16 protein-coding genes are annotated in these 17855 nt (G+C 72.7%); 8 read left to right on the top strand and 8 right to left on the bottom strand.

From position 1 onward, the window contains the following. The first annotated feature begins 33 nt into the window (after nucleotides 1-33). The 6 genes from H9L09_RS07985 to paaN all read left to right on the top strand — a co-directional run bounded on the left by H9L09_RS07985 (nucleotide 34) and on the right by paaN (nucleotide 6893). On the top strand, nucleotides 34-765 hold the full coding sequence (locus H9L09_RS07985; RefSeq protein WP_246456351.1) for a FadR/GntR family transcriptional regulator: 732 nt from the start codon (nucleotides 34-36) through the stop codon (nucleotides 763-765). Nucleotides 766-790: 25 nt separating this feature from the next. Next, nucleotides 791-2164 (top strand): glutamine synthetase family protein, encoded by a 1374-nt coding sequence (locus H9L09_RS07980; RefSeq protein WP_187580108.1) that lies wholly within the window; start codon nucleotides 791-793, stop codon nucleotides 2162-2164. 7 nt (nucleotides 2165-2171) lie between these two features. Further along, nucleotides 2172-3536 (top strand): aldehyde dehydrogenase family protein, encoded by a 1365-nt coding sequence (locus H9L09_RS07975; RefSeq protein ID WP_187580107.1) that lies wholly within the window; start codon nucleotides 2172-2174, stop codon nucleotides 3534-3536. A 37-nt stretch (nucleotides 3537-3573) separates the two neighbouring features. Then, nucleotides 3574-4347 carry a 3-oxoacyl-ACP reductase gene (locus H9L09_RS07970; RefSeq protein WP_187580106.1) on the top strand — a complete coding sequence of 258 codons (774 nt, stop codon included), beginning with the start codon at nucleotides 3574-3576 and terminating at the stop codon, nucleotides 4345-4347. Between the two features lie 15 nt (nucleotides 4348-4362). Then, nucleotides 4363-5064 (top strand): gamma-glutamyl-gamma-aminobutyrate hydrolase family protein, encoded by a 702-nt coding sequence (locus tag H9L09_RS07965; protein WP_187580105.1) that lies wholly within the window; start codon nucleotides 4363-4365, stop codon nucleotides 5062-5064. A 143-nt stretch (nucleotides 5065-5207) separates the two neighbouring features. Continuing rightward, nucleotides 5208-6893 (top strand): phenylacetic acid degradation protein PaaN, encoded by a 1686-nt coding sequence (gene paaN, locus H9L09_RS07960; protein WP_187580104.1) that lies wholly within the window; start codon nucleotides 5208-5210, stop codon nucleotides 6891-6893. Between the two features lie 230 nt (nucleotides 6894-7123). On the opposite strand, the gene H9L09_RS07955 is transcribed toward paaN, so the two are convergent. The 6 genes from H9L09_RS07955 to H9L09_RS07930 form a co-directional block, all read right to left on the bottom strand. Then, nucleotides 7124-8098: a type IV toxin-antitoxin system AbiEi family antitoxin domain-containing protein gene (locus H9L09_RS07955; protein WP_187580103.1), complete on the bottom strand. Its 975-nt coding sequence runs from the start codon at nucleotides 8096-8098 to the stop codon at nucleotides 7124-7126. A 213-nt stretch (nucleotides 8099-8311) separates the two neighbouring features. After that, nucleotides 8312-9238: a hypothetical protein gene (locus tag H9L09_RS07950; RefSeq protein ID WP_187580102.1), complete on the bottom strand. Its 927-nt coding sequence runs from the start codon at nucleotides 9236-9238 to the stop codon at nucleotides 8312-8314. Nucleotides 9239-9242: 4 nt separating this feature from the next. Beyond that, nucleotides 9243-10772, bottom strand: coding sequence for a S10 family peptidase (locus tag H9L09_RS07945; protein ID WP_187580101.1), 1530 nt, complete (start codon nucleotides 10770-10772; stop codon nucleotides 9243-9245). 109 nt (nucleotides 10773-10881) lie between these two features. After that, nucleotides 10882-11733 (bottom strand): hypothetical protein, encoded by an 852-nt coding sequence (locus H9L09_RS07940; RefSeq protein WP_187580100.1) that lies wholly within the window; start codon nucleotides 11731-11733, stop codon nucleotides 10882-10884. A 9-nt stretch (nucleotides 11734-11742) separates the two neighbouring features. After that, nucleotides 11743-12150 carry a DUF6518 family protein gene (locus tag H9L09_RS07935; RefSeq protein ID WP_187580099.1) on the bottom strand — a complete coding sequence of 136 codons (408 nt, stop codon included), beginning with the start codon at nucleotides 12148-12150 and terminating at the stop codon, nucleotides 11743-11745. A 301-nt stretch (nucleotides 12151-12451) separates the two neighbouring features. Then, entirely contained in the window at nucleotides 12452-13273 is an 822-nt protein-coding gene (locus H9L09_RS07930) for a maleylpyruvate isomerase family mycothiol-dependent enzyme (RefSeq protein ID WP_187580098.1), read from the bottom strand. A 168-nt stretch (nucleotides 13274-13441) separates the two neighbouring features. Here H9L09_RS07930 and H9L09_RS07925 point away from each other — a divergent pair, with 168 nt between their 5' ends. After that, entirely contained in the window at nucleotides 13442-13585 is a 144-nt protein-coding gene (locus tag H9L09_RS07925; protein WP_187580097.1) for a hypothetical protein, read from the top strand. Between the two features lie 171 nt (nucleotides 13586-13756). On the opposite strand, the gene H9L09_RS07920 is transcribed toward H9L09_RS07925, so the two are convergent. Continuing rightward, the gene (locus H9L09_RS07920; RefSeq protein ID WP_187580096.1) at nucleotides 13757-15283 is read right to left on the bottom strand and encodes an AMP-binding protein; all 1527 of its coding nucleotides are present in this window, start codon (nucleotides 15281-15283) and stop codon (nucleotides 13757-13759) included. Between the two features lie 130 nt (nucleotides 15284-15413). Between H9L09_RS07920 and H9L09_RS07915 the strand changes: the two genes are divergently transcribed. Beyond that, complete coding sequence (locus H9L09_RS07915) at nucleotides 15414-16100, top strand: GOLPH3/VPS74 family protein (RefSeq protein ID WP_187580095.1); 687 nt, start codon at nucleotides 15414-15416, stop codon at nucleotides 16098-16100. Nucleotides 16101-16144: 44 nt separating this feature from the next. Here the strand turns inward: H9L09_RS07915 and pgm are convergent, their stop codons facing one another. Next, complete coding sequence (pgm, locus tag H9L09_RS07910; RefSeq protein WP_187580094.1) at nucleotides 16145-17797, bottom strand: phosphoglucomutase (alpha-D-glucose-1,6-bisphosphate-dependent); 1653 nt, start codon at nucleotides 17795-17797, stop codon at nucleotides 16145-16147. Nucleotides 17798-17855 lie beyond the last annotated feature (58 nt).

Raw genomic sequence — 17855 nt, 5'->3', positions numbered from 1 at the left:
ACGTGGAATGTCGCTCGTCACGAGACTGTCGACGTGTCTGCGAACCCGAGCATCGAGCTGAGCGAGACGATGCTGCGGGCGGTGCGCGGGCACCACGCGTTCGAGGGCTGCGTCGAGCAGCTGGCCACCGCGATCCGCCTCGGCGTCTACCCCCGTGGCAGCGCGCTGCCCCCCGAGCGTGAGCTCGCCGAGCGGATGGGGGTCTCCCGGGCCACGCTGCGCGAGGCCATCGCCGCGCTCCGGGCCGCCGACTTCGTCAGCACCACGCGGGGCCGGGGCGGCGGGACCGTGGTGAGCTACCGGGCCAAGCGACCCTCGGCCCGCGGCGCCCGGGCGCTGCAGCCGCGGCGCGCGGAGCTTCTGGACACCCTGGTGTTCCGGCGGCTCGTCGAGCCGGGCGCCTGCCACGTGGCAGCGTCCCGCGGGCTCTCCGCCGAGCAGCGGGACTTCCTGGCGGCCGCGCACGACGAGGTGGCGGCCGCGACCGACCCGGCCCGGCACCGGCAGGCGGACTCGCGCTTCCACCTCGCCCTCGCCGCGGTCACCGAGTCGCCGCTGACCGTGCGGGCGGTCGCGTCGGTCCAGGCCGACCTGCACGACATGCTCAACGCGATCCCGGTGCTCGAGGTGAACATCGCCCACTCCGCCGTCCAGCACCGGGCGATCCTCGACGCGATCCTGGGCGGTGATCCCACCCGGGCCCGGCGCGTGATGGAGAGCCACTGCGACGACACCGCTGCCCTGCTGCGTGGCCTGCTGGCCTGAGCGCCGGCCCGACGAAAGGACCCAGATGAGCCTTCCCGAACCGAACCCGCGCCTGATCGACCTCGACACGCTGCGCCGCCGCGTCGCGGACGGCGCGGTCGACACGGTGGTCGTCGCGTTCACCGACATGCAGGGGCGGCTGCAGGGCAAGCGGCTGCACGCGTCGTACTTCCTCGACTTCGCCCTCGAGCACGGCCAGGAGGGCTGCAACTACCTGCTCGGCGTCGACGTGGACATGAACACCGTCGACGGCTACGCGATGACGTCGTGGGACAAGGGCTACGGCGACATGGAGTTCTCCCTGGACCTCTCCACGCTGCGGCTGCTGCCGCACCTGCCCGGCACCGCGATGGTCCAGTGCGACCTGGTCTGGGACGACCACGCCCCGGTCGAGCCGTCACCGCGGCAGATCCTGCGCCGCCAGGTGGCGCACGCCGAGGAGGCCGGCTACGTCGCGCTGGCGGGCACCGAGCTGGAGTTCATGCTGTTCGAGGACACCTACGAGTCCGCCTGGGCCGCGGGCTACCACGGGCTCACGCCCAGCAACCAGTACAACGTCGACTACTCGATCCTGGGCACCTCCCGGGTCGAGCCGGTGCTGCGCGACATCCGCAACGCGATGCACGCCGCCGGAATGAACGTCGAGGGCGCCAAGGGCGAGTGCAACTTCGGCCAGCACGAGATCGGGTTCGTCTACGACCGGGCGCTGGTCACCGCCGACAACCACTCGGTCTACAAGACCGCCGCCAAGGAGATCGCCGCCGCGCACGGCAAGTCGATCACGTTCATGGCCAAGTGGGACGAGCGTGAGGGGAACTCCTGCCACATCCACCTCTCGCTGCGCGGCTCCGACGACTCGCTGGTGTTCTGGGACGAGGAGGCACGCGGCCGCTCGGTGCTCTACGACCGGTTCATCGCCGGCATCCTCGCCACGATGGCGGACTTCACGCTCTTGTACGCGCCGAACGTCAACTCCTACAAGCGGTACGCCGACGGCTCGTTCGCGCCGACCACGATCGGCTGGGGCAACGACAACCGCACCTGCGCGGTGCGCCTGATCGGCCGCGGACCGTCGGCCCGCCTGGAGAACCGGCTCCCCGGCGGCGACGTGAACCCCTACCTGGCGCTGGCGGCGATGATCGCCGGCGGACTGCACGGCATCGAGCAGGAGCTCGAGCTCGAGCCCGAGCTGGTCGGCAACGCCTACCGGTCGGACAAGACCAAGGTGCCGCGTACCCTTCGGGACGCACGCGACGCCTTCGCGTCGTCGGCCCTGGCCCGCTCGGCCTTCGGCGACGAGGTCGTCGACCACTACACGAACATGGCCGACGTCGAGCTGGCCGCCTACGGCGCCACGGTGACCGACTGGGAGCGCCGGCGCGGCTTCGAGAGGATGTGAGAGGGACGTGAGCTCAGCCAGCACGTTCACCGTCGTCAACCCCGCCACCGAGCAGCCGGTCACCGACGTGCACCTGGCCTCGGTCGCGGAGACCGACGCGCTGATCGAGAAGGCGCACGCCGCGTTCCCCGCCTGGAAGGCCGTCGCGCCGGGGGAGCGGGCGCGGCTGCTGCGCCGCTTCGCCACCGTCGTCGACGAGCACGTCGAGGAGCTCGCCGAGCTCGAGGTCCGCAACGCCGGCCACACCTGGGGCAACGCGACCTGGGAGGCCGGTAACGTCCGCGACTGCCTCAACTACTACTCCGCCGCGCCGGAGCGGCTGTTCGGCCGGCAGATCCCGGTGCCCGGCGGCGTCGACATCACCTTCCACGAGCCGCTCGGCGTGGTCGGGATCATCGTGCCCTGGAACTTCCCGATGCCGATCATGGCCTGGGGGATGGCGCCGGCGCTGGCCGCCGGCAACACCGTGGTGCTCAAGCCGGCCGAGCTGACCCCGCTGACCGCGGTCCGGATCGGCGAGCTGGCGCTCGAGGCGGGCCTGCCCGAAGGCGTGCTGACCGTCATCCCCGGCAAGGGCTCGGTGGTCGGGGAGCGGTTCGTCACGCACCCGCTGGTCCGCAAGGTCGCGTTCACCGGCTCCACCGAGGTCGGCAAGCGGATCATGGCCGGCTGCGCGGACCAGGTGAAGCGCTGCACGCTCGAGCTCGGCGGCAAGAGCGCCAACGTGGTGTTCGCCGACGCGGACCTGGCGGCCGCGGCCGCGGCGGCGCCGTACGCCGTGTTCGACAACGCCGGCCAGGACTGCTGCGCACGGTCGCGGATCCTCGTCGAGCGCTCCGCCTACGACGAGTTCCTGACCCTGCTGCAGCGGGCGGTGGAGTCGATGAAGGTCCTCGACCCGGCCGACCGCAGCAGCGAGATGGGGCCGCTGATCTCGGCGCACCAGCGGAGCACCGTGCTGGGGTACGTCGACGAGGTCGACGTGGCCTTCACCGGGCCGGTGCCGGAGGGCCCCGGGTTCTGGGTGCCGCCGACCGTGGTGCTCGCGGAGTCCACCGAGCAGCGCATCTGGCGCGAGGAGGTGTTCGGCCCGGTCGTCGCGGTGCTGCCGTTCGACGGCGAGGCCGACGCGGTCGCGATGGCCAACGACACCGAGTACGGCCTGTCCGGTTCGATCTTCACCCGCGACGTCGGCAAGGCGCTGCGGGTGGCACGCGGCATCGAGTCGGGGAACCTCTCGGTGAACTCGCACTCGGCGGTGCGCTACTGGACGCCGTTCGGCGGCTTCAAGCAGTCCGGCCTCGGTCGCGAGCTCGGGCCGGACGCGCCGAACGCGTTCACCGAGGAGAAGAACGTCTTCATCGCGCACTGACCCGCGCGCAAACCCCAGCACCACGAGAGGAACGCAGATGGCAGGACGTCTCGACGGCAAGGTCGCCGTCGTCACCGGGGGCTGCTCGGGCATCGGCCTGGCGACCGTGCGCCGCTTCGCCGAGGAGGGCGCCCGGGTGGTGATCGGCGACCTCGACGACGCGCGCGGACCGGGGATCGTCGAGGGCCTCGAGCCGCCGGGGCTCTACGTGCACTGCGACGTGACCGACAAGGACCAGGTGGACGCGCTGTTCGCGACCGCCAAGGAGACCTACGGCTCGGTCGACATCGCCTTCAACAACGCCGGCATCTCCCCGCCGGAGGACGACTCGATCCTGGACACCGACCTCGACGCCTGGCGCAAGGTGCAGGAGGTCAACCTGACCAGCGTCTACCTGTGCTGCAAGGCGGTGCTGCCGATCATGCTCGAGCAGGGGCGAGGCTCGATCATCAATACCGCCTCGTTCGTGGCGGTGATGGGAGCGGCGACCTCGCAGATCTCCTACTCCGCCTCGAAGGGCGGCGTGCTCTCGATGAGCCGCGAGCTCGGCGTGCAGTTCGCCCGGCAGGGCGTGCGGGTCAACGCGCTGTGCCCCGGACCGGTGAACACCCCGCTGCTGCAGGAGCTGTTCGCCAAGGACGCCGAGCGCGCCCAGCGCCGGCTGGTGCACGTGCCGATGGGCCGCTTCGCCGAGCCGGTCGAGATCGCCAACGCGGTGGTGTTCCTGGCCTCCGACGAGTCGAGCTTCATGACCGCGAGCTCGTTCCTCGTCGACGGCGGGATCTCCGGCGCCTACGTCACGCCGCTGTGAGCCGGTGAGCTGGTCGTGCAGGCGCCGGTGATCGGGCTGAGCACCTACCGGGAGCAGGCCCGGTGGGGAGTGTGGGACGCGCCGGCCGACCTGCTGCCGACCACGTACGCCGAAGCGGTCGAGCGCGCCGGCGGCGTACCCGTGCTGCTGCCGCCGCTGGACCCGTCCGCCGCCCCGACCGTGGTGACGCGGCTGGACGGGCTGGTCATCTGCGGGGGCGCCGACGTGGACCCGGAGCGCTACGGCGCCGCGCCGCACCCGCGCACCGCCGGCTGGCGGCCGGGCCGCGACGCCTGGGAGCTCGCGCTGCTCGACGCCGCCGACGCCGCGGGGCTGCCGGTGCTGGGGATCTGCCGCGGCATGCAGGTGATGGCGGTGCACCGCGGCGGCGAGCTGGACCAGCACACCCCCGACGTGGTCGGCCACGACGAGCACTCGCCGGGCGGCGACGCCTACGGCAGCGTCGACGTGGACACCCTGCCGGGCACCCGGCTCCGCGCGCTGGTCGGCGACAAGGGCGAGGTCGACTGCCACCACCACCAGTCGGTGCGCCGGCACCCCGGCTACGTCCCGGCGGCCCGCGCGGCCGACGGCACCCTCGAGGCGATGGAGGCCCCCGGCGACCGATTCGAGCTGGCCGTCCAGTGGCACCCGGAGACCCGGGACGACGCGGGGCTGTTTCGGGGTCTGGTGGCGGCGGCGCAGCGGCGTCCGTGACCGCAGGTCCTGCTCGTGCGGCGGCTTCCCGTTGAGCGCCTGCCGGGAGCCGGATGCGGCCTGGCGGAGCCTGCACCGCGGGCCGTCACTGTGACAGGATGAACACAGATCCGCCCCAGCGCTGTCACATGTGAGGACCCGCCATGACCGACGCCCCTTCCGCCGCCGCCCTGTTCGCCGCGCACGAGGAGACGCTGCGCCGCGCCGTGGAGGCGACCCGCACCCGCGAGTACTTCTCCGCCTTCGAGGAGTCGCCGTCCCCGCGGATCTACGGCGAGGGCGCCGCCGCGGAGGGCAAGGCCGCGTTCGAGGAGTACGCCGGCACCACGTTCCCCCTCGACACCCCCGGCGCCGAGGGCACGGTGACGACCGAGAAGTCGCCGTTCGGCTTCCCGCTCGACGTGGCCTACCCGCGGGTCGCCCCGGACGGCGTCGACCCGCTGCTGGCGGCGGCCGCCCACGGCATGAAGGCGTTCCGCGACGCCGGGCCGGACGCCCGCGTCGGGGTCTGCCTGGAGATCCTCACCCGGCTGCACCAGCGGGTCTTCGAGCTCGCCAACGCGGTCCAGCACACCTCCGGCCAGGCGTTCGTGATGGCCTTCCAGGCCGGCGGCGCCCACGCCCTGGACCGGGCGCTCGAGGCGGTCGCCTACGCCTGGGACGAGATGACCCGGACCCCGCACACCGTGGTGTGGGAGAAGCCCGGCAAGGGCGAGCCGCTGCGCATGGAGAAGACCTTCACCGTCGTGCCGCGCGGCGTCGCGCTGGTGGTCGGCTGCAACACCTTCCCGACCTGGAACTCCTGGCCCGGCCTGTTCGCCTCGCTGGCCTGCGGCAACGCCGTCGTCGTCAAGCCGCACCCGGGCGCCGTGCTGCCCCTGGCGATCACCGTGCAGGTGTGCCGCGAGGTGCTCCTGGAGGCCGGCTTCGACCCGAACCTGGTCACGCTGGCCGCCGAGGACCCGGCCGACGGGCTGGCGGCGGTGCTGGCGGTGCGGCCCGAGGTGAAGCTGATCGACTTCACCGGCGGCAACGCCTTCGGTGACTGGCTGGAGCAGCACGCCCGCCAGGCCATCGTGTTCGCGGAGAAGGCCGGCGTGAACGCCGTCGTGCTGGACTCCACCGACAGCTTCCGCGGCCTCTGCACGAACCTCGCCTTCTCCTTCTCCCTCTACACCGGCCAGATGTGCACCGCCCCGCAGAACGTCTTCCTGCCGGCCGGCGGCATCGAGACCGACGAGGGACGCAAGTCCGTCGAGGAGGTGGCCGCCGGCATCGAGGCCGCGCTCGGCAAGCTCCTCGGCGACGACGCCCGCGCCGTCGAGCTGCTCGGCGGCGTCGTGAACGAGGGGGTGCTCTCCCGGCTCGAGGAGTCCGGGACGACGGGCCGGGTCCTCGTCGGGTCGCGCGCGGTGCGCCATCCGGCGTACGACGACGCGGTGGTGCGCACGCCGACGATCATCGGGCTGACCGTGGCCGACCGGGACATCTACGAGCAGGAGTGCTTCGGCCCGGTGGCCTACCTGATCGAGACCGCCGACACCGCGGAGTCGATCGCAGTGTTCCGGCGGACCGTCAAGGAGCACGGCGCGATGACGGCGTCGGTGTACTCCACCTCGGAGCGGGTCGTCGAGGCGATGCGCGAGGCCGCGCTGGACGTCGGGGTGGCGCTCTCGGAGAACCTCACCGGTGGGGTCTTCGTGAACCAGTCCGCGGCGTTCAGCGACTACCACGGCACCGGCGCGAACCCGGCCGCGACCGCCTCCTACACCGACACCGCCTACGTCGCGAGCCGCTTCCGCGTGGTCCAGTCCCGCCGCCACCTCTGACCCCCGCCCTACCCGCCGAGTCGGCGCGTCTGCAGCGCTGGACCCCGCCGAGTCGGCGCATCTGCAGCGCTGGACCCTGTCGAGTCGGCGCGTCTGCAGCGCTGGACCCTGTCGAGTCGGCGCGTCTGCAGCGCTGAACCCTGCCGAGTCGGCGCGTCTGCAGCGCTGGACCCCGTCGAGTCGGCGCGTCTGCAGCGCTGGACCCCGTCGAGTCGGCGCGTCTGCAGCGCTCAACCTCGTCCGGACGACCCGAGTTTGCGACGGGCCCGGGCGATCCCTTCGGACAGGATGCTCTCGACGTCCCGGTGCAGCCCGAACACGTTCTCCCGCCGCACCGGCTCGATGATCCAGCCGCGGTGTTGCTCGATCCACTCACGTCGGGCGCGGTCGTGTGCTCGGTCGGCGTCGCTGGTGTGGAACTCCTCCCCGTCGTACTCCGCCGCGAACCGGATCTCCTCGACACCGAGGTCCAGCCGGTAGAGCTCGCGACCGCTGTCGTCGAGGATCGGCACCTGCGGTCGCGGCGGTGGCAGCGACGACATGTCCAGCCACCGCAGTCGCAGCACCGACTCGCCGGTCGACTCGGCCCTGCCGTCGGCCTTGGGCGCAAGCTCGCGGAGCTGTACGACGCCGCGCCGCTTGCCAAAGCGTTCGACGCCCCCCGTGAGCTCGTCCTTGCCGAAGTAGGCGGTCCGGAGCAGGCAGTCGAGACCGGCCATCGCCAGGTCACGGTGCGAGAGCCGGCCGACATCCCAGGCTGTGCGCAAGGGTGTCGTCACCGTCAAGTCGTCCACCATGGTCACGTCCCCGGGCCGCAGGTCGCGCTCGCCGCTGACGCACAGACCGTTCCGGAGCCGGCCTCGACCGGGGAGGCGGAAGACCGAGACCGGCGGCACCTCCAGGTGGTGGCCGAACGGCAGGCAGCCGGTGTACAGCCACACCGCGGTCCAGTCGACGATCACCGTGCCCGCCGGAACGACGAGCTGCAGCGCCTGCACGCGGAGCGTCAGGGTGTCCGGCACCTGGGCGGCGACGAACACACCCTTGAGCAGTCGCCGCACGTAGCCCGTGCGATGGAGGCGCGAGAGCACCGAGCGGCTGACACCGAGGTCGGCTGCTTGTCGGGTCGTGAACGGGCGGTCCAGGGGGAGCGGGAAGTCGGCCCCGAGGAGCGGGCCATCGGTGAACAAGGACGGTTGGGCCATCGGAGAACCGTCGTCGATTCCCGACATACCCGCAGTCGGTTATCCCCAGGACGCGGCAGGAGCGCTGCAGATGCGCCGACTCGGCGGGGGAGGGCTGCAGATGCGCCGACTCGGCGGGGTTGAGGGCTGCAGATGCGCCGACTCGGCGGGTGGGAGGGCTGCAGATGCGCCGACTCGGCGGGGTTGAGGGCTGCAGTTGCGCCGACTCGGCGGTCAGCGGGACGGACGGCGTACGACGAGCGCGAGCACCAGCAGCAGCCCGGCCGCGCCGGCGACCCACCCGAGGTCGCGCCAGAGGTCGGCGGTGAGCACGTCGAAGTACGCCCGGCCGGCCGCGGACGGCACCTCCACCGGCAGCGACGCGAGGTAGGCCGAACGGCCCAGCACGATCGCGACCGCAAGCAGGCCAAGCCCGAGCAGCGAGAGCAGCGCCGACCCGATCAGCGCCCGTCGGCGGCGCCGCGCCACCAGCAGTCCGAGCAGCAGCAACGCCCCGGCGAGCACGGGGAGCAACCGGCCCCACCGGTCCAGCGCGGCGTACGCGACCTGCGCGCGCTGCAGGTCCTCGACGGTGCCGATCGTGTAGGTCGCCTGCACCTTCGGCAGCGTCTCCGCGAACGGCACCCCTGCCGCGACCAGCTCCTTGCGCAGCGTCGTGGACAGCGCGGCGAGCCGCACGTCCACGCGGGCGCCGGGACCCCGCTCGACCGCCGCGGAGTCGCCGGACAGGATCGCGACGAGCTCGTCGTGGGCGACCTCGTTCGAGGTGCGCCAGGCCTCGGCGAAGGCGGGACTCCGCACCACAGTCCGGACCGCCCCGGTGACCAGCCGCTCGATCTTCGCCTCCAGCGCGCCGGCCTGCCCCTGCAGCTCCTCGGCGAGCAGCGGGGACAGGCCGCCCCGCTCGAGCGCGGCGGCGACCTGGTCGAGCAAACCTGCGTCCCGGATCGACGCCATGACCTCGGCGACCAGCCGGTCCTCGACCGCGCCCAGGACCGCGGGGTCGGTGGCCAGCGGCGCGACCGTCTCGACGTAGCTGTCCGTGGGCACGACCGTGTCCCGCAGCCACCAGCCGGCGGTGGCCACCGGGACCATCAGGCTGCCGACCACCAGCAGCACGACCGCGACGAGTCCGCGCACCCGGTCAGCGGCCCGAGGAGCGGGTCACGAACGCGGCGATGTCCTTGCTCTGCTGGATCCTGGACGGCTCGTGGACGTAGGTCATGTGGCCGGCCTCGTAGTAGGCGTGCTCGATGTTGGCGCGCAGCTCCTCGGGGATCTGCAGGTGCGCGAGCACGTCCTCGGCGGCGAAGTGCGGGGTCGCACCGTCGTAGTAGCCGTAGGCGACGTGCACCTTCAGGTGCGGGTTCTGCCGCATCGCGCGCTCGAGCTTCGGCGTCACGTCGACCGGGCGGCCCTCGAAGTCCTTGAACGACCACGGGTGCACGCGCCGGGAGATCTGCTCGTAGGGCAGGTCGTTCTCGTAGCCGAGCTCGTCGCGGACGTAGTGGTTGAACGCCGCCGCGTAGGGCCCGGCGATCACGTCGTGCGAGGGGTCGGCGTCCATGTTCTCGGCGATGGCGCTGGCGGCGGGGCCGGTGAACCGGCCGTCGAGCCGCCCGACGGTACGCCGCTGCTCGCGGAGCAGCTCGCCGAAGAACCGCCAGTGCTCGATCCGCAGCTCCGCCCGGTCGATGTACTCCTCGGTGAGCCCGGTCAGGCCGGCGAGCTTGCGCACCGCGGCGCTCCGCTCCTTGCGGGTCAGCCGGTCGCCGCGGGAGAGCACCCACGGGTAGTCGCGCGCGGCGTACTCCTCGGCCTCGGCCAGCACCGACTTCAGGGACCGCCGCCCGAGCTTGCCGTGGTAGTGCGCGATCGCGGCGTAGGTGGGGAGGTACAGCGCGTGCGCCCGGTCGTTGCGCTGGTTCTCGAAGTCGATTGAGGAGACGTCGAGGACGCTGGAGATCAGGATCAGCCCGTTGACGTACATCCCGTGCCGGGCCTGCAGGTGCTCGACGAGCGCGGCTCCGCGCAGCGTGCCGTAGGACTCGCCGGCGACGAACTTCGGCGACATCCAGCGCTTGTGCCGCGACGTCCAGATCCGGATCAGCTCGGCGACCGACTCGATGTCGCCCTGGTAGCCGTGGAACGACTCCGGCTTGGTGCCCTCGACCGTCCGCGAGTAGCCGGTCGAGACCGGGTCGATGAACACCAGGTCGCTGACGGCCAGCAGCGACTCGGGGTTGTCGGCCAGGCCGTACGGCGGCGGCAGCAGCTCGCCAGCGTCGCCCATCAGCACCCGACGCGGCCCGAACAGGCCCAGGTGCAACCACACGCTGGAGGAGCCCGGCCCGCCGTTGAAGGCGAAGGTGATCGGCCGGGCGGCCGCCTCGGCCGGGTCGGCCACGTCGAGCACGTAGGAGGTCACCGACATCTCGGCCTTCGCCTTGAAGCCGGTGAAGGTGCCGTCCTCGTAGACCTCGTCGCGGAGCACCACCCGCCCCGACGTCGCGGTGTAGTCGAGCGTGCGGCGGCCCACCTTGAGGTGGTGCTTGGTCGCGACCAGGTCGTCGACCGGCTCGCTCGGCTTGGTCGTCACGCCCGGCGCGGCGCCGGTGCTGCTGGTACCGCCGCTGGTCGCGCCGGCCTGGGTCGTCGGGTTCTCGTCAGCCACGCCGCCACCCTAACGAGGTGTGGCCCTGCCGCCGGCCGGCGAGCCGTGCAGGCGCGTCGCCGGATCCGGCGATGTGCGGGTGTCCCTCCACTCGGTGAGCCACGTGACATCAGGTCGTGATCGCGTGCCGCTCCAGACGGCGGCCGGACGCACGCGAGCTCGCCTTGCCCTCGTGCGTGGTCAGGACCTTGGTGGGGCTCATCCACCCCTGCGACGGCTTGTGCAGCACCCAGCCGTCGCCGAGCGTGACGGCGGCGTGCTGCACGAGGCCGTCAGGGGACCGCCAGACGAGCACGGTGCCGGGGGCGGCGTCGTCCCCGTTCGGTCGGGTCTTCTCCGACAACCAGCGCTCGAACGGCTCCCGCTGCATCCACACCGTGTCGGCGTCGACGACCCCGGCTGCGGCCATCACCGTGCCGAAGCAGTTCGGCCCGCTGGCCGGGGGGAACGTCCCGGCGATCCTCCGCGCGCCGGGAAGCGTGCGGGCTGCCGAGTCCCAGACCTCCTCCGACACCTCGTCGTGGCGGCTGGCCCGGCGACCCTCTTCGACGTAGTCCCTCAGCACCAGCTCTTCGCAGCCGCGCAGCAGCGACCGCCACCACACGAACCTGTGGCCGTCCGCCTGCTCGCGAGCCGGGTCGCCGACCACCGAGACCCATGACCTGACGGAAGGAACGAGCTCGCGGTCAAGGGTTCGCTGGGCCCGCACGAGCGCAGCCCTGCTCCGTCTGGGCAGGGCCAGGAACTGAGCCTCGCTCAGCCATACGTGCTGCACTCCGCTGGGCAGCCCGTAGAGACAGAAGGTGTCCCGGACCTCATCGGAGAGGGACACCTCGCCTGAGTGTTCGCCGAGCGAGGCCGCGAGCTCCGAATCGGCGAGGAACGGCTGCACGGCTGGGCTGAACCATTCGATCCAACGCTCGACAAGGGCGTCGGGGACGTCGATGTTCAGCGCACGCATCGGGCGATGCTAGCCAACGGCACGGACGGGTCCCGTGAGCTTCCGACCCACCAGCACCGCGACCACGGCCAGCGCTGTGCCGATGATGGCCACTCGGACGGCACGCTCCAACGGCGACAGCCACTCGAAACCGTCGAGATAGATCGCCGACTCCGCAGCGAAGCCCAACGGGGCAACGACCATGGCGACGAGGCCCAGCCAGGTGTCGTCTCGCCGGGCGCGCCAGCCGAGCAGCCCCAGGGGTGGCCCGACGACCAGGGCCCCCACGATCCAGAAGCGCAGGTCTGAGACCTCGTCGACGATCGGGCTTCCGGCGGCAGTTGCATCCGCGACGTAGTACGCCGCGACGGCGGCCGCCAGGGCGAAGAACGCGGCTGCCACGGACAGCACGAGCCGACGCCGCCACCAGGCGGCCATCAGGATCCCGAAGGCGGCCCACCCCGCACCGCCCCCGGTGACGATGGACAGCGCCCGCAGGGGGCCGGCTCGGCGTGGTTCAACGCCACGACGACGACGCCGAAAACCGCCCCGGCCAGAAGGGTCACGAGCGCTTGCGTCAAAGACGACACCGCTGCAGGGCCAGGCACTCCGCGAGACAAGCTACCCCCATCGACTCGAGCCGGCGTCTCGGTGACGCGCGACCGCCGAATCGTACTGAAGACAGTGCGAGGCGGACGGTGACGCCTTGCTGCGCGCTCGGCGGGCGGTCGGGTGGCGGTCAGGGCGTGACCGGCAGCGCGGCCAGCACCCGCGCCGCGAGGTCGGGGTCGCCGTCCACCTCGACCGGCACCCGGTCGGCGGCGCGTCGTCCGCCCGAGAGGACCACGTAGGCCTCGGTGTCCATCCGCAGCCGGACGGTCGGCTGCTCCGGCGCCTCGGGCAGCGGTACGCCGCGGCCGTCCGCCCCGACCTCGACCGCGGCCGCTCGCGCCTGGGCGCCGGTGACCTGGAGGACGACGGTCGTCCCGGCCGGCGGCGCGACCCGCTTGCCGACGACGTAGCCGAAGGCCCGCAGGAAGGTGTCGACCGTGTGCGCGGCGCCCGGCGTGTCCAGGCCGCCGGGCCGGTCGAGGGCGCGCCGGAGGTCCTGCTCGTGCATCCACACGTCCACGATCCGGTTGGAGAGCAGCGTCGTCCAGGACCAGCCGATGCCGGCCGGGGTGCGCGGTGCGGTGGCCGAGCCGTCGGTCGGCGGGTCGGCCCGCAGCTCGGTGAGCCGCTGCGCGGCGGAGTCGGCGAGCTCCTCGACGATCCGGTCGACCGGCCAGTCCCGTCGGGCGATCGGGCCGCGCTCGGTGTAGCGCGCCAGCGGCGTCAGGACGTGCTCGAGCTCGGGGACCTCGACCCGGTCCTGCGCCCGGCCGGCGAGCTCGGACTCCAGGTGTGCGAGGTGGGCCGCGACGGCGCGGACGTCCCAGCCGGCGAGGTCGGTCGGCCGGTCCCAGTCCTCGGGCGACAGGTCGCGCAGCAGGGCGACCACGTCGTCCACGCAGCCGGCCCACACGTCGACGTACCCCTGCAACCGCTCTGCGTCGTCCATGACCGCACCCTAGGCGGTGCCGTCCCGGCCGGCAGCGGGCCGGCTGACCGCGGGCCGTCAGCGGCGGCCGCGGCAGTCGGACGGAGCCCCCGGAGCACCCGTTCGCGACTCTTCGCGCAGGTCGGAAACCCCGTTGCCGCGGCCCCGACCGGGGTGGATCCTCGAGCCATGACCAAGTCACTGCGGTGCCGGCTGGGCTGGCACCGGTGGCGCCGGGAGCCGGGCGACTGGCGCGACGCCTCCTTCACCTGCCTGCGGTGCGGACGCTCCGAGTACGCCGGCGACACGCTGCCGCCGTACGTCGGCGCCTGACCCGTCGGGACGCGGGACAGCCGTCCCGGGCCGGACCGTGGACGGCGCACCGCCGCTGGGACATGCACTCGAGCGGCCCCGGGCGCACGGCCACGCCTGGGCCGTGCCCCGAGCGCCGGGAAGTGCATGTCCGAGCGCGGGTGCCCGGACCCCGCCGGAACACCGCGCCGCTCAGTTCACCTTGCGGTCGTGCCCCTCCCAGAACGGCTCCCGGAGCTTGAACTTCTGCAGCTTGCCGGTGGCCGTGCGCGGCAGCTCGTCGACGAAGTCGATCCGCTTCGGGCACTTGTAGCCGGCGAGGTACTGGCGGCAGTGCGCGATCAGCTCCTCGGCGGTCACGTCGTCGCCGGAGACCACCAGCGCGGTCACGAGCTCACCCCACTTCTCGTCGGGGATCCCGATCACCGCCACCTCCCGCACCGCGGCGTGCGACATCAGCGCGTCCTCGACCTCGATCGAGGAGACGTTCTCGCCGCCGGAGATGATCACGTCCTTCTTGCGGTCGCTGATCACCAGGTAGCTCTCGTCGTCGAGGTAGCCCCCGTCGCCGGTGTGGAAGGTGTTGCCGGCCTGCACCCGCGCGGTCTCCTCGGGCTGCTCCCAGTAGCCGTCGAGGTTGTGGTTGGAGGAGGTCAGCACCTCGCCCTGCTCGTCGATCGAGACCCGGACCCCGAGCGCCGGCGCGCCGGCGCGGCCGAGCCGGGCGGCCTGCTCGCGACGCGGCAGCTCCTCCCACTCCGCGCGCATCCGGTTCACCGTGACGATCGGGGAGGTCTCGGTGAGGCCGTAGATCTGGTTGAACTCCCAGCCCAGCTCCTCCATCACCCGCTCGATGGTCCGGGTCGGCGGCGGCGCGCCGGCGACCACGATCCGGACCCGGTCGCGGCCCGGGATCGGCCCGTCCCAGTCGGCGGCGGCCTCCAGCGCGGCGCTGACCACGGCCGGGGCCGCGCACATGAGGGTGACGCCGTGCTCGTCGATGCGGCGCAGGATCTCCGCGCCGTCGACCTTGCGCAGCACGACGTGCTGGCCGCCGAGACCGGTGACGACGTACGGCATCCCCCAGCCGTTGGCGTGGAACATCGGCAGCGTGTGCAGGTAGACGTCGCGGTCGCTGACGCCGAGGTGCAGGCCGAACACCGTCGCGTTCAGCCACAGGTTGCGGTGGGTGAGCTGGACGCCCTTCGGCCGCGCCGTCGTCCCGGAGGTGTAGTTGATGGTGGCCGTCGCGCCCTCGTCGGGGTCGGTCCACTCCTCCGGTTCGGTGCCGTGCAGGAACAGGTCGTCGTCCTCGCCGAGCACGAACTTGTGCCGGACGTCGAGCGCGTCCAGCTTGTCCTTCAGCTCGGGGTCGGCGTAGACGACGTCGGCGCCCGAGTGCCCGACGATGTACTCGATCTCGGCCAGGCTGAGCCGGAAGTTCACCGGGACCAGGATCCGGCCCCAACCGCTGACGCCGAAGAACGAGGTGAGCAGCCGACCCGAGTTCTGCGAGATGACCGCCACCCGGCCGCCGCGGGGGACGCCGAGCCGGTCGAGCCGGGCCGCCTGCGCCCGGGCGTTCGCCGCCAGCTCCCGGTAGGTCAGCCGGCCCAGGCTCGGCGCCGGCTGGTCCGGCTCGTCGACGAGCGCCACCCGGTCGGGGTAGACGCTCTCGGCGCGGTCGAGGAAGTCACGCACGGTCAGCGGGTAGTACACGCAGCACCTCCGGTAAGGGTTCCTGCTTGATTCCACCGCGTCGTACGGCGTCGCGCCACCCCTGTCCGCGCACCGGCGGCGGAACGTCACTCCGCTGCGCCGAGCGGCCCTCCGGACGTACCGTCGAACCATGCTGCTCGCGGAGGATCTCCTGCTGCTGATCACCGATGACGACACCGGGAAGCTGGTGGTGTCCGGAACCGAGGCCGACATCGCCCTCGGCGGCGCCCAGCTGGTCCAGCTCGCGCTGGCGGGCCGGGTGGACCTGACCCACGAGGGCGAGGGCCGCAGGAAGGGCCGGCTGGTCGTCCGGGACGCCACCCCCACCGGCGACCCGCTGCTCGACGAGGCGCTGGCGGTGCTCGTCGAACGGCAGGGCAAGCGGCCGGCCGACGCCGTGGGCAAGCTCGGCAAGAGGCTCCGGCAGCGGCTCTACGACCGGCTCGTGCAGCAGGGCATCCTCCGAGCCGAGGAGGGCCGGGTGCTCGGCGTCTTCCCGAAGCACACCTGGCCCGCGGCCGATGCGGCGCACGAGCGTGAGGTCCGCGAGCTGGTGGATCAGGTGCTCGTCAGCGGCGTCACCCCGCAGCCGCGGACGGCGGCGCTGGTCGCTCTGCTGCACGCGCTGCGGGTGGTGCCCCAGGTCGTCGACCCGGAACGGCACGGCCTGCCCCGCAGGCAGCTCGAGCGTCGGGCCCAGGAGGTCGCCGAGGGGGACTGGGGCTCCGCCGCGGTCCGGTCCGCGATCGAGGCGATGAGGGCGGCGGTCTTCGCGGCGGTCACCGCCGGCACGGTGGGCGGCGCCACGTCGAACTGACCGGGGGCGCCTCGAGCGCTGACCCGGCACGCAGCCCCGACCGGCTAGCCCAGCGCGGCGCCGACCACCTCGCGGGCCTCCTGCTGCACGCGGGCGAGGTGCTCGGGCCCCTGGAAGGACTCGGCGTAGATCTTGTAGACGTCCTCGGTGCCGGAGGGCCGTGCCGCGAACCAGGCCGACTCGGTGGTCACCTTGAGCCCGCCGATCTTGGCGCCGTTGCCCGGCGCCTCGGTGAGCTTGGCGGTGATCGGCTCGCCGGCGAGCTCCGCGGCGGCCACGTCCTCGGGCGCGAGCGCCGCCAGCTTCGCCTTCTGCGCGCGGTCGGCCGGCGCGTCGATCCGGGCGTAGGCGGGGTCGCCGTGGCGCCCGACCAGGTCGGCGTAGTGCTCGCTGGGCGAGCGGCCGGTGGTGGCGAGGATCTCCGAGGCCAGCAGGCACAGCAGGATGCCGTCCTTGTCGGTGGTCCAGGTGCTGCCGTCCTTGCGCAGGAACGACGCCCCGGCCGACTCCTCGCCGCCGAAGCCGAACGAGCCGTCGAGCAGGCCGGGAACGAACCACTTGAACCCGACCGGCACCTCGCTCATCGGCCGGCCGACCTCGGCCGCGACCCGGTCGATCATCGAGGAGGAGACGAGGGTCTTCCCGATCCGGGCGGCCTCGGGCCAGCCCGGCCGGGCGCCGCCGAACAGGTAGCCGATCGCCACGGCCAGGAAGTGGTTCGGGTTCATCAGGCCGGCGTCCGGGGTGACGATGCCGTGCCGGTCGGCGTCCGCGTCGTTGCCGGTCGCGAGGTCGTAGTCGTCCTTGCGACGGATCAGCGAGGCCATCGCGTGCGGGGAGGAGCAGTCCATCCGGATCTTGCCGTCCCAGTCCAGCGTCATGAACCGCCAGGTCGGGTCGACCAGCGGGTTCACGACGGTCAGGTCGAGCTTGTGCCGCTCGGCGATCTCGCCCCAGTAGGCCACGCTGGCGCCGCCGAGCGGGTCCGCGCCGATCCGCACGCCGGCGGACCGGATCGCGTCGATGTCCAGCACCTGGGGCAGGTCGTCGACGTACGTGCCGAGGAAGTCGTAGGCGCCCGCGGCTGCCCGGCCCCGCGCGAACGGGACCCGGCGGACCCCGTCGAGGCCGCCGGCGATCAGCTCGTTGGCCCGGGCCGCGATCACCGAGGTCGCGTCGGAGTCGGCCGGCCCGCCGTGCGGCGGGTTGTACTTGAAGCCGCCGTCGCTGGGCGGGTTGTGCGACGGGGTCACGACGATCCCGTCGGCGAGCCCGCTGCCGTCGAGGTCCTTGCCGCGGTTCGCGCGCAGGATCGCGTGCGAGACGGCCGGTGTCGGGGTGTAGCCGTCCCGGTCGTCGACGAGCACCGTCACGTCGTTGCCGACCAGCACCTCGAGCGCGGTGGCCCAGGCCGGCTCGGAGAGCCCGTGGGTGTCGCGCCCCATGAACAGCGGCCCGTCGTACCCCTGCTGCTTGCGGTAGTCGCAGATCGCCTGGGTGGTCGCGACGATGTGCGTCTCGTTGAACGAGGTCCGCAGGCTGGTGCCGCGATGCCCGCTGGTCCCGAACGCGACCTGCTGGTCGACGTCGTCGGGGTCGGGGACGTCGGTGTAGTACGCCGTGACCAGGTGCGCGACGTCGATGAGGTCCTGGGGTCCGGCGGTCTGCCCCGCCCTGCTCTGCGCTGAGTCGGCCATGGCGTCATCATGCTCCGCCCGGTCGCCGTTGACACCCTCCCGTCCAGGGAGGGGACAC

This window comes from Nocardioides mesophilus (assembly GCF_014395785.1).
Taxonomy (GTDB): Bacteria; Actinomycetota; Actinomycetes; order Propionibacteriales; family Nocardioidaceae; genus Nocardioides_B; species Nocardioides_B mesophilus.
This window is presented reverse-complemented; position numbering and strand designations above follow the sequence as displayed.

Coding starts and splice junctions, on each gene's coding strand:
- H9L09_RS07980 (WP_187580108.1), top strand. CDS start 791: ATGAGCCTTCCCGAACCGAACCCGCGCCTGATCGACCTCGACACGCTG.
- H9L09_RS07970 (WP_187580106.1), top strand. CDS start 3,574: ATGGCAGGACGTCTCGACGGCAAGGTCGCCGTCGTCACCGGGGGCTGC.
- H9L09_RS07955 (WP_187580103.1), bottom strand. CDS start 8,098: ATGGCCCAACCGTCCTTGTTCACCGATGGCCCGCTCCTCGGGGCCGAC.
- pgm (WP_187580094.1), bottom strand. CDS start 17,797: ATGGCCGACTCAGCGCAGAGCAGGGCGGGGCAGACCGCCGGACCCCAG.
- H9L09_RS07925 (WP_187580097.1), top strand. CDS start 13,442: ATGACCAAGTCACTGCGGTGCCGGCTGGGCTGGCACCGGTGGCGCCGG.
- H9L09_RS07935 (WP_187580099.1), bottom strand. CDS start 12,150: ATGGCCGCCTGGTGGCGGCGTCGGCTCGTGCTGTCCGTGGCAGCCGCG.
- paaN (WP_187580104.1), top strand. CDS start 5,208: ATGACCGACGCCCCTTCCGCCGCCGCCCTGTTCGCCGCGCACGAGGAG.
- H9L09_RS07915 (WP_187580095.1), top strand. CDS start 15,414: ATGCTGCTCGCGGAGGATCTCCTGCTGCTGATCACCGATGACGACACC.
- H9L09_RS07930 (WP_187580098.1), bottom strand. CDS start 13,273: ATGGACGACGCAGAGCGGTTGCAGGGGTACGTCGACGTGTGGGCCGGC.
- H9L09_RS07940 (WP_187580100.1), bottom strand. CDS start 11,733: ATGCGTGCGCTGAACATCGACGTCCCCGACGCCCTTGTCGAGCGTTGG.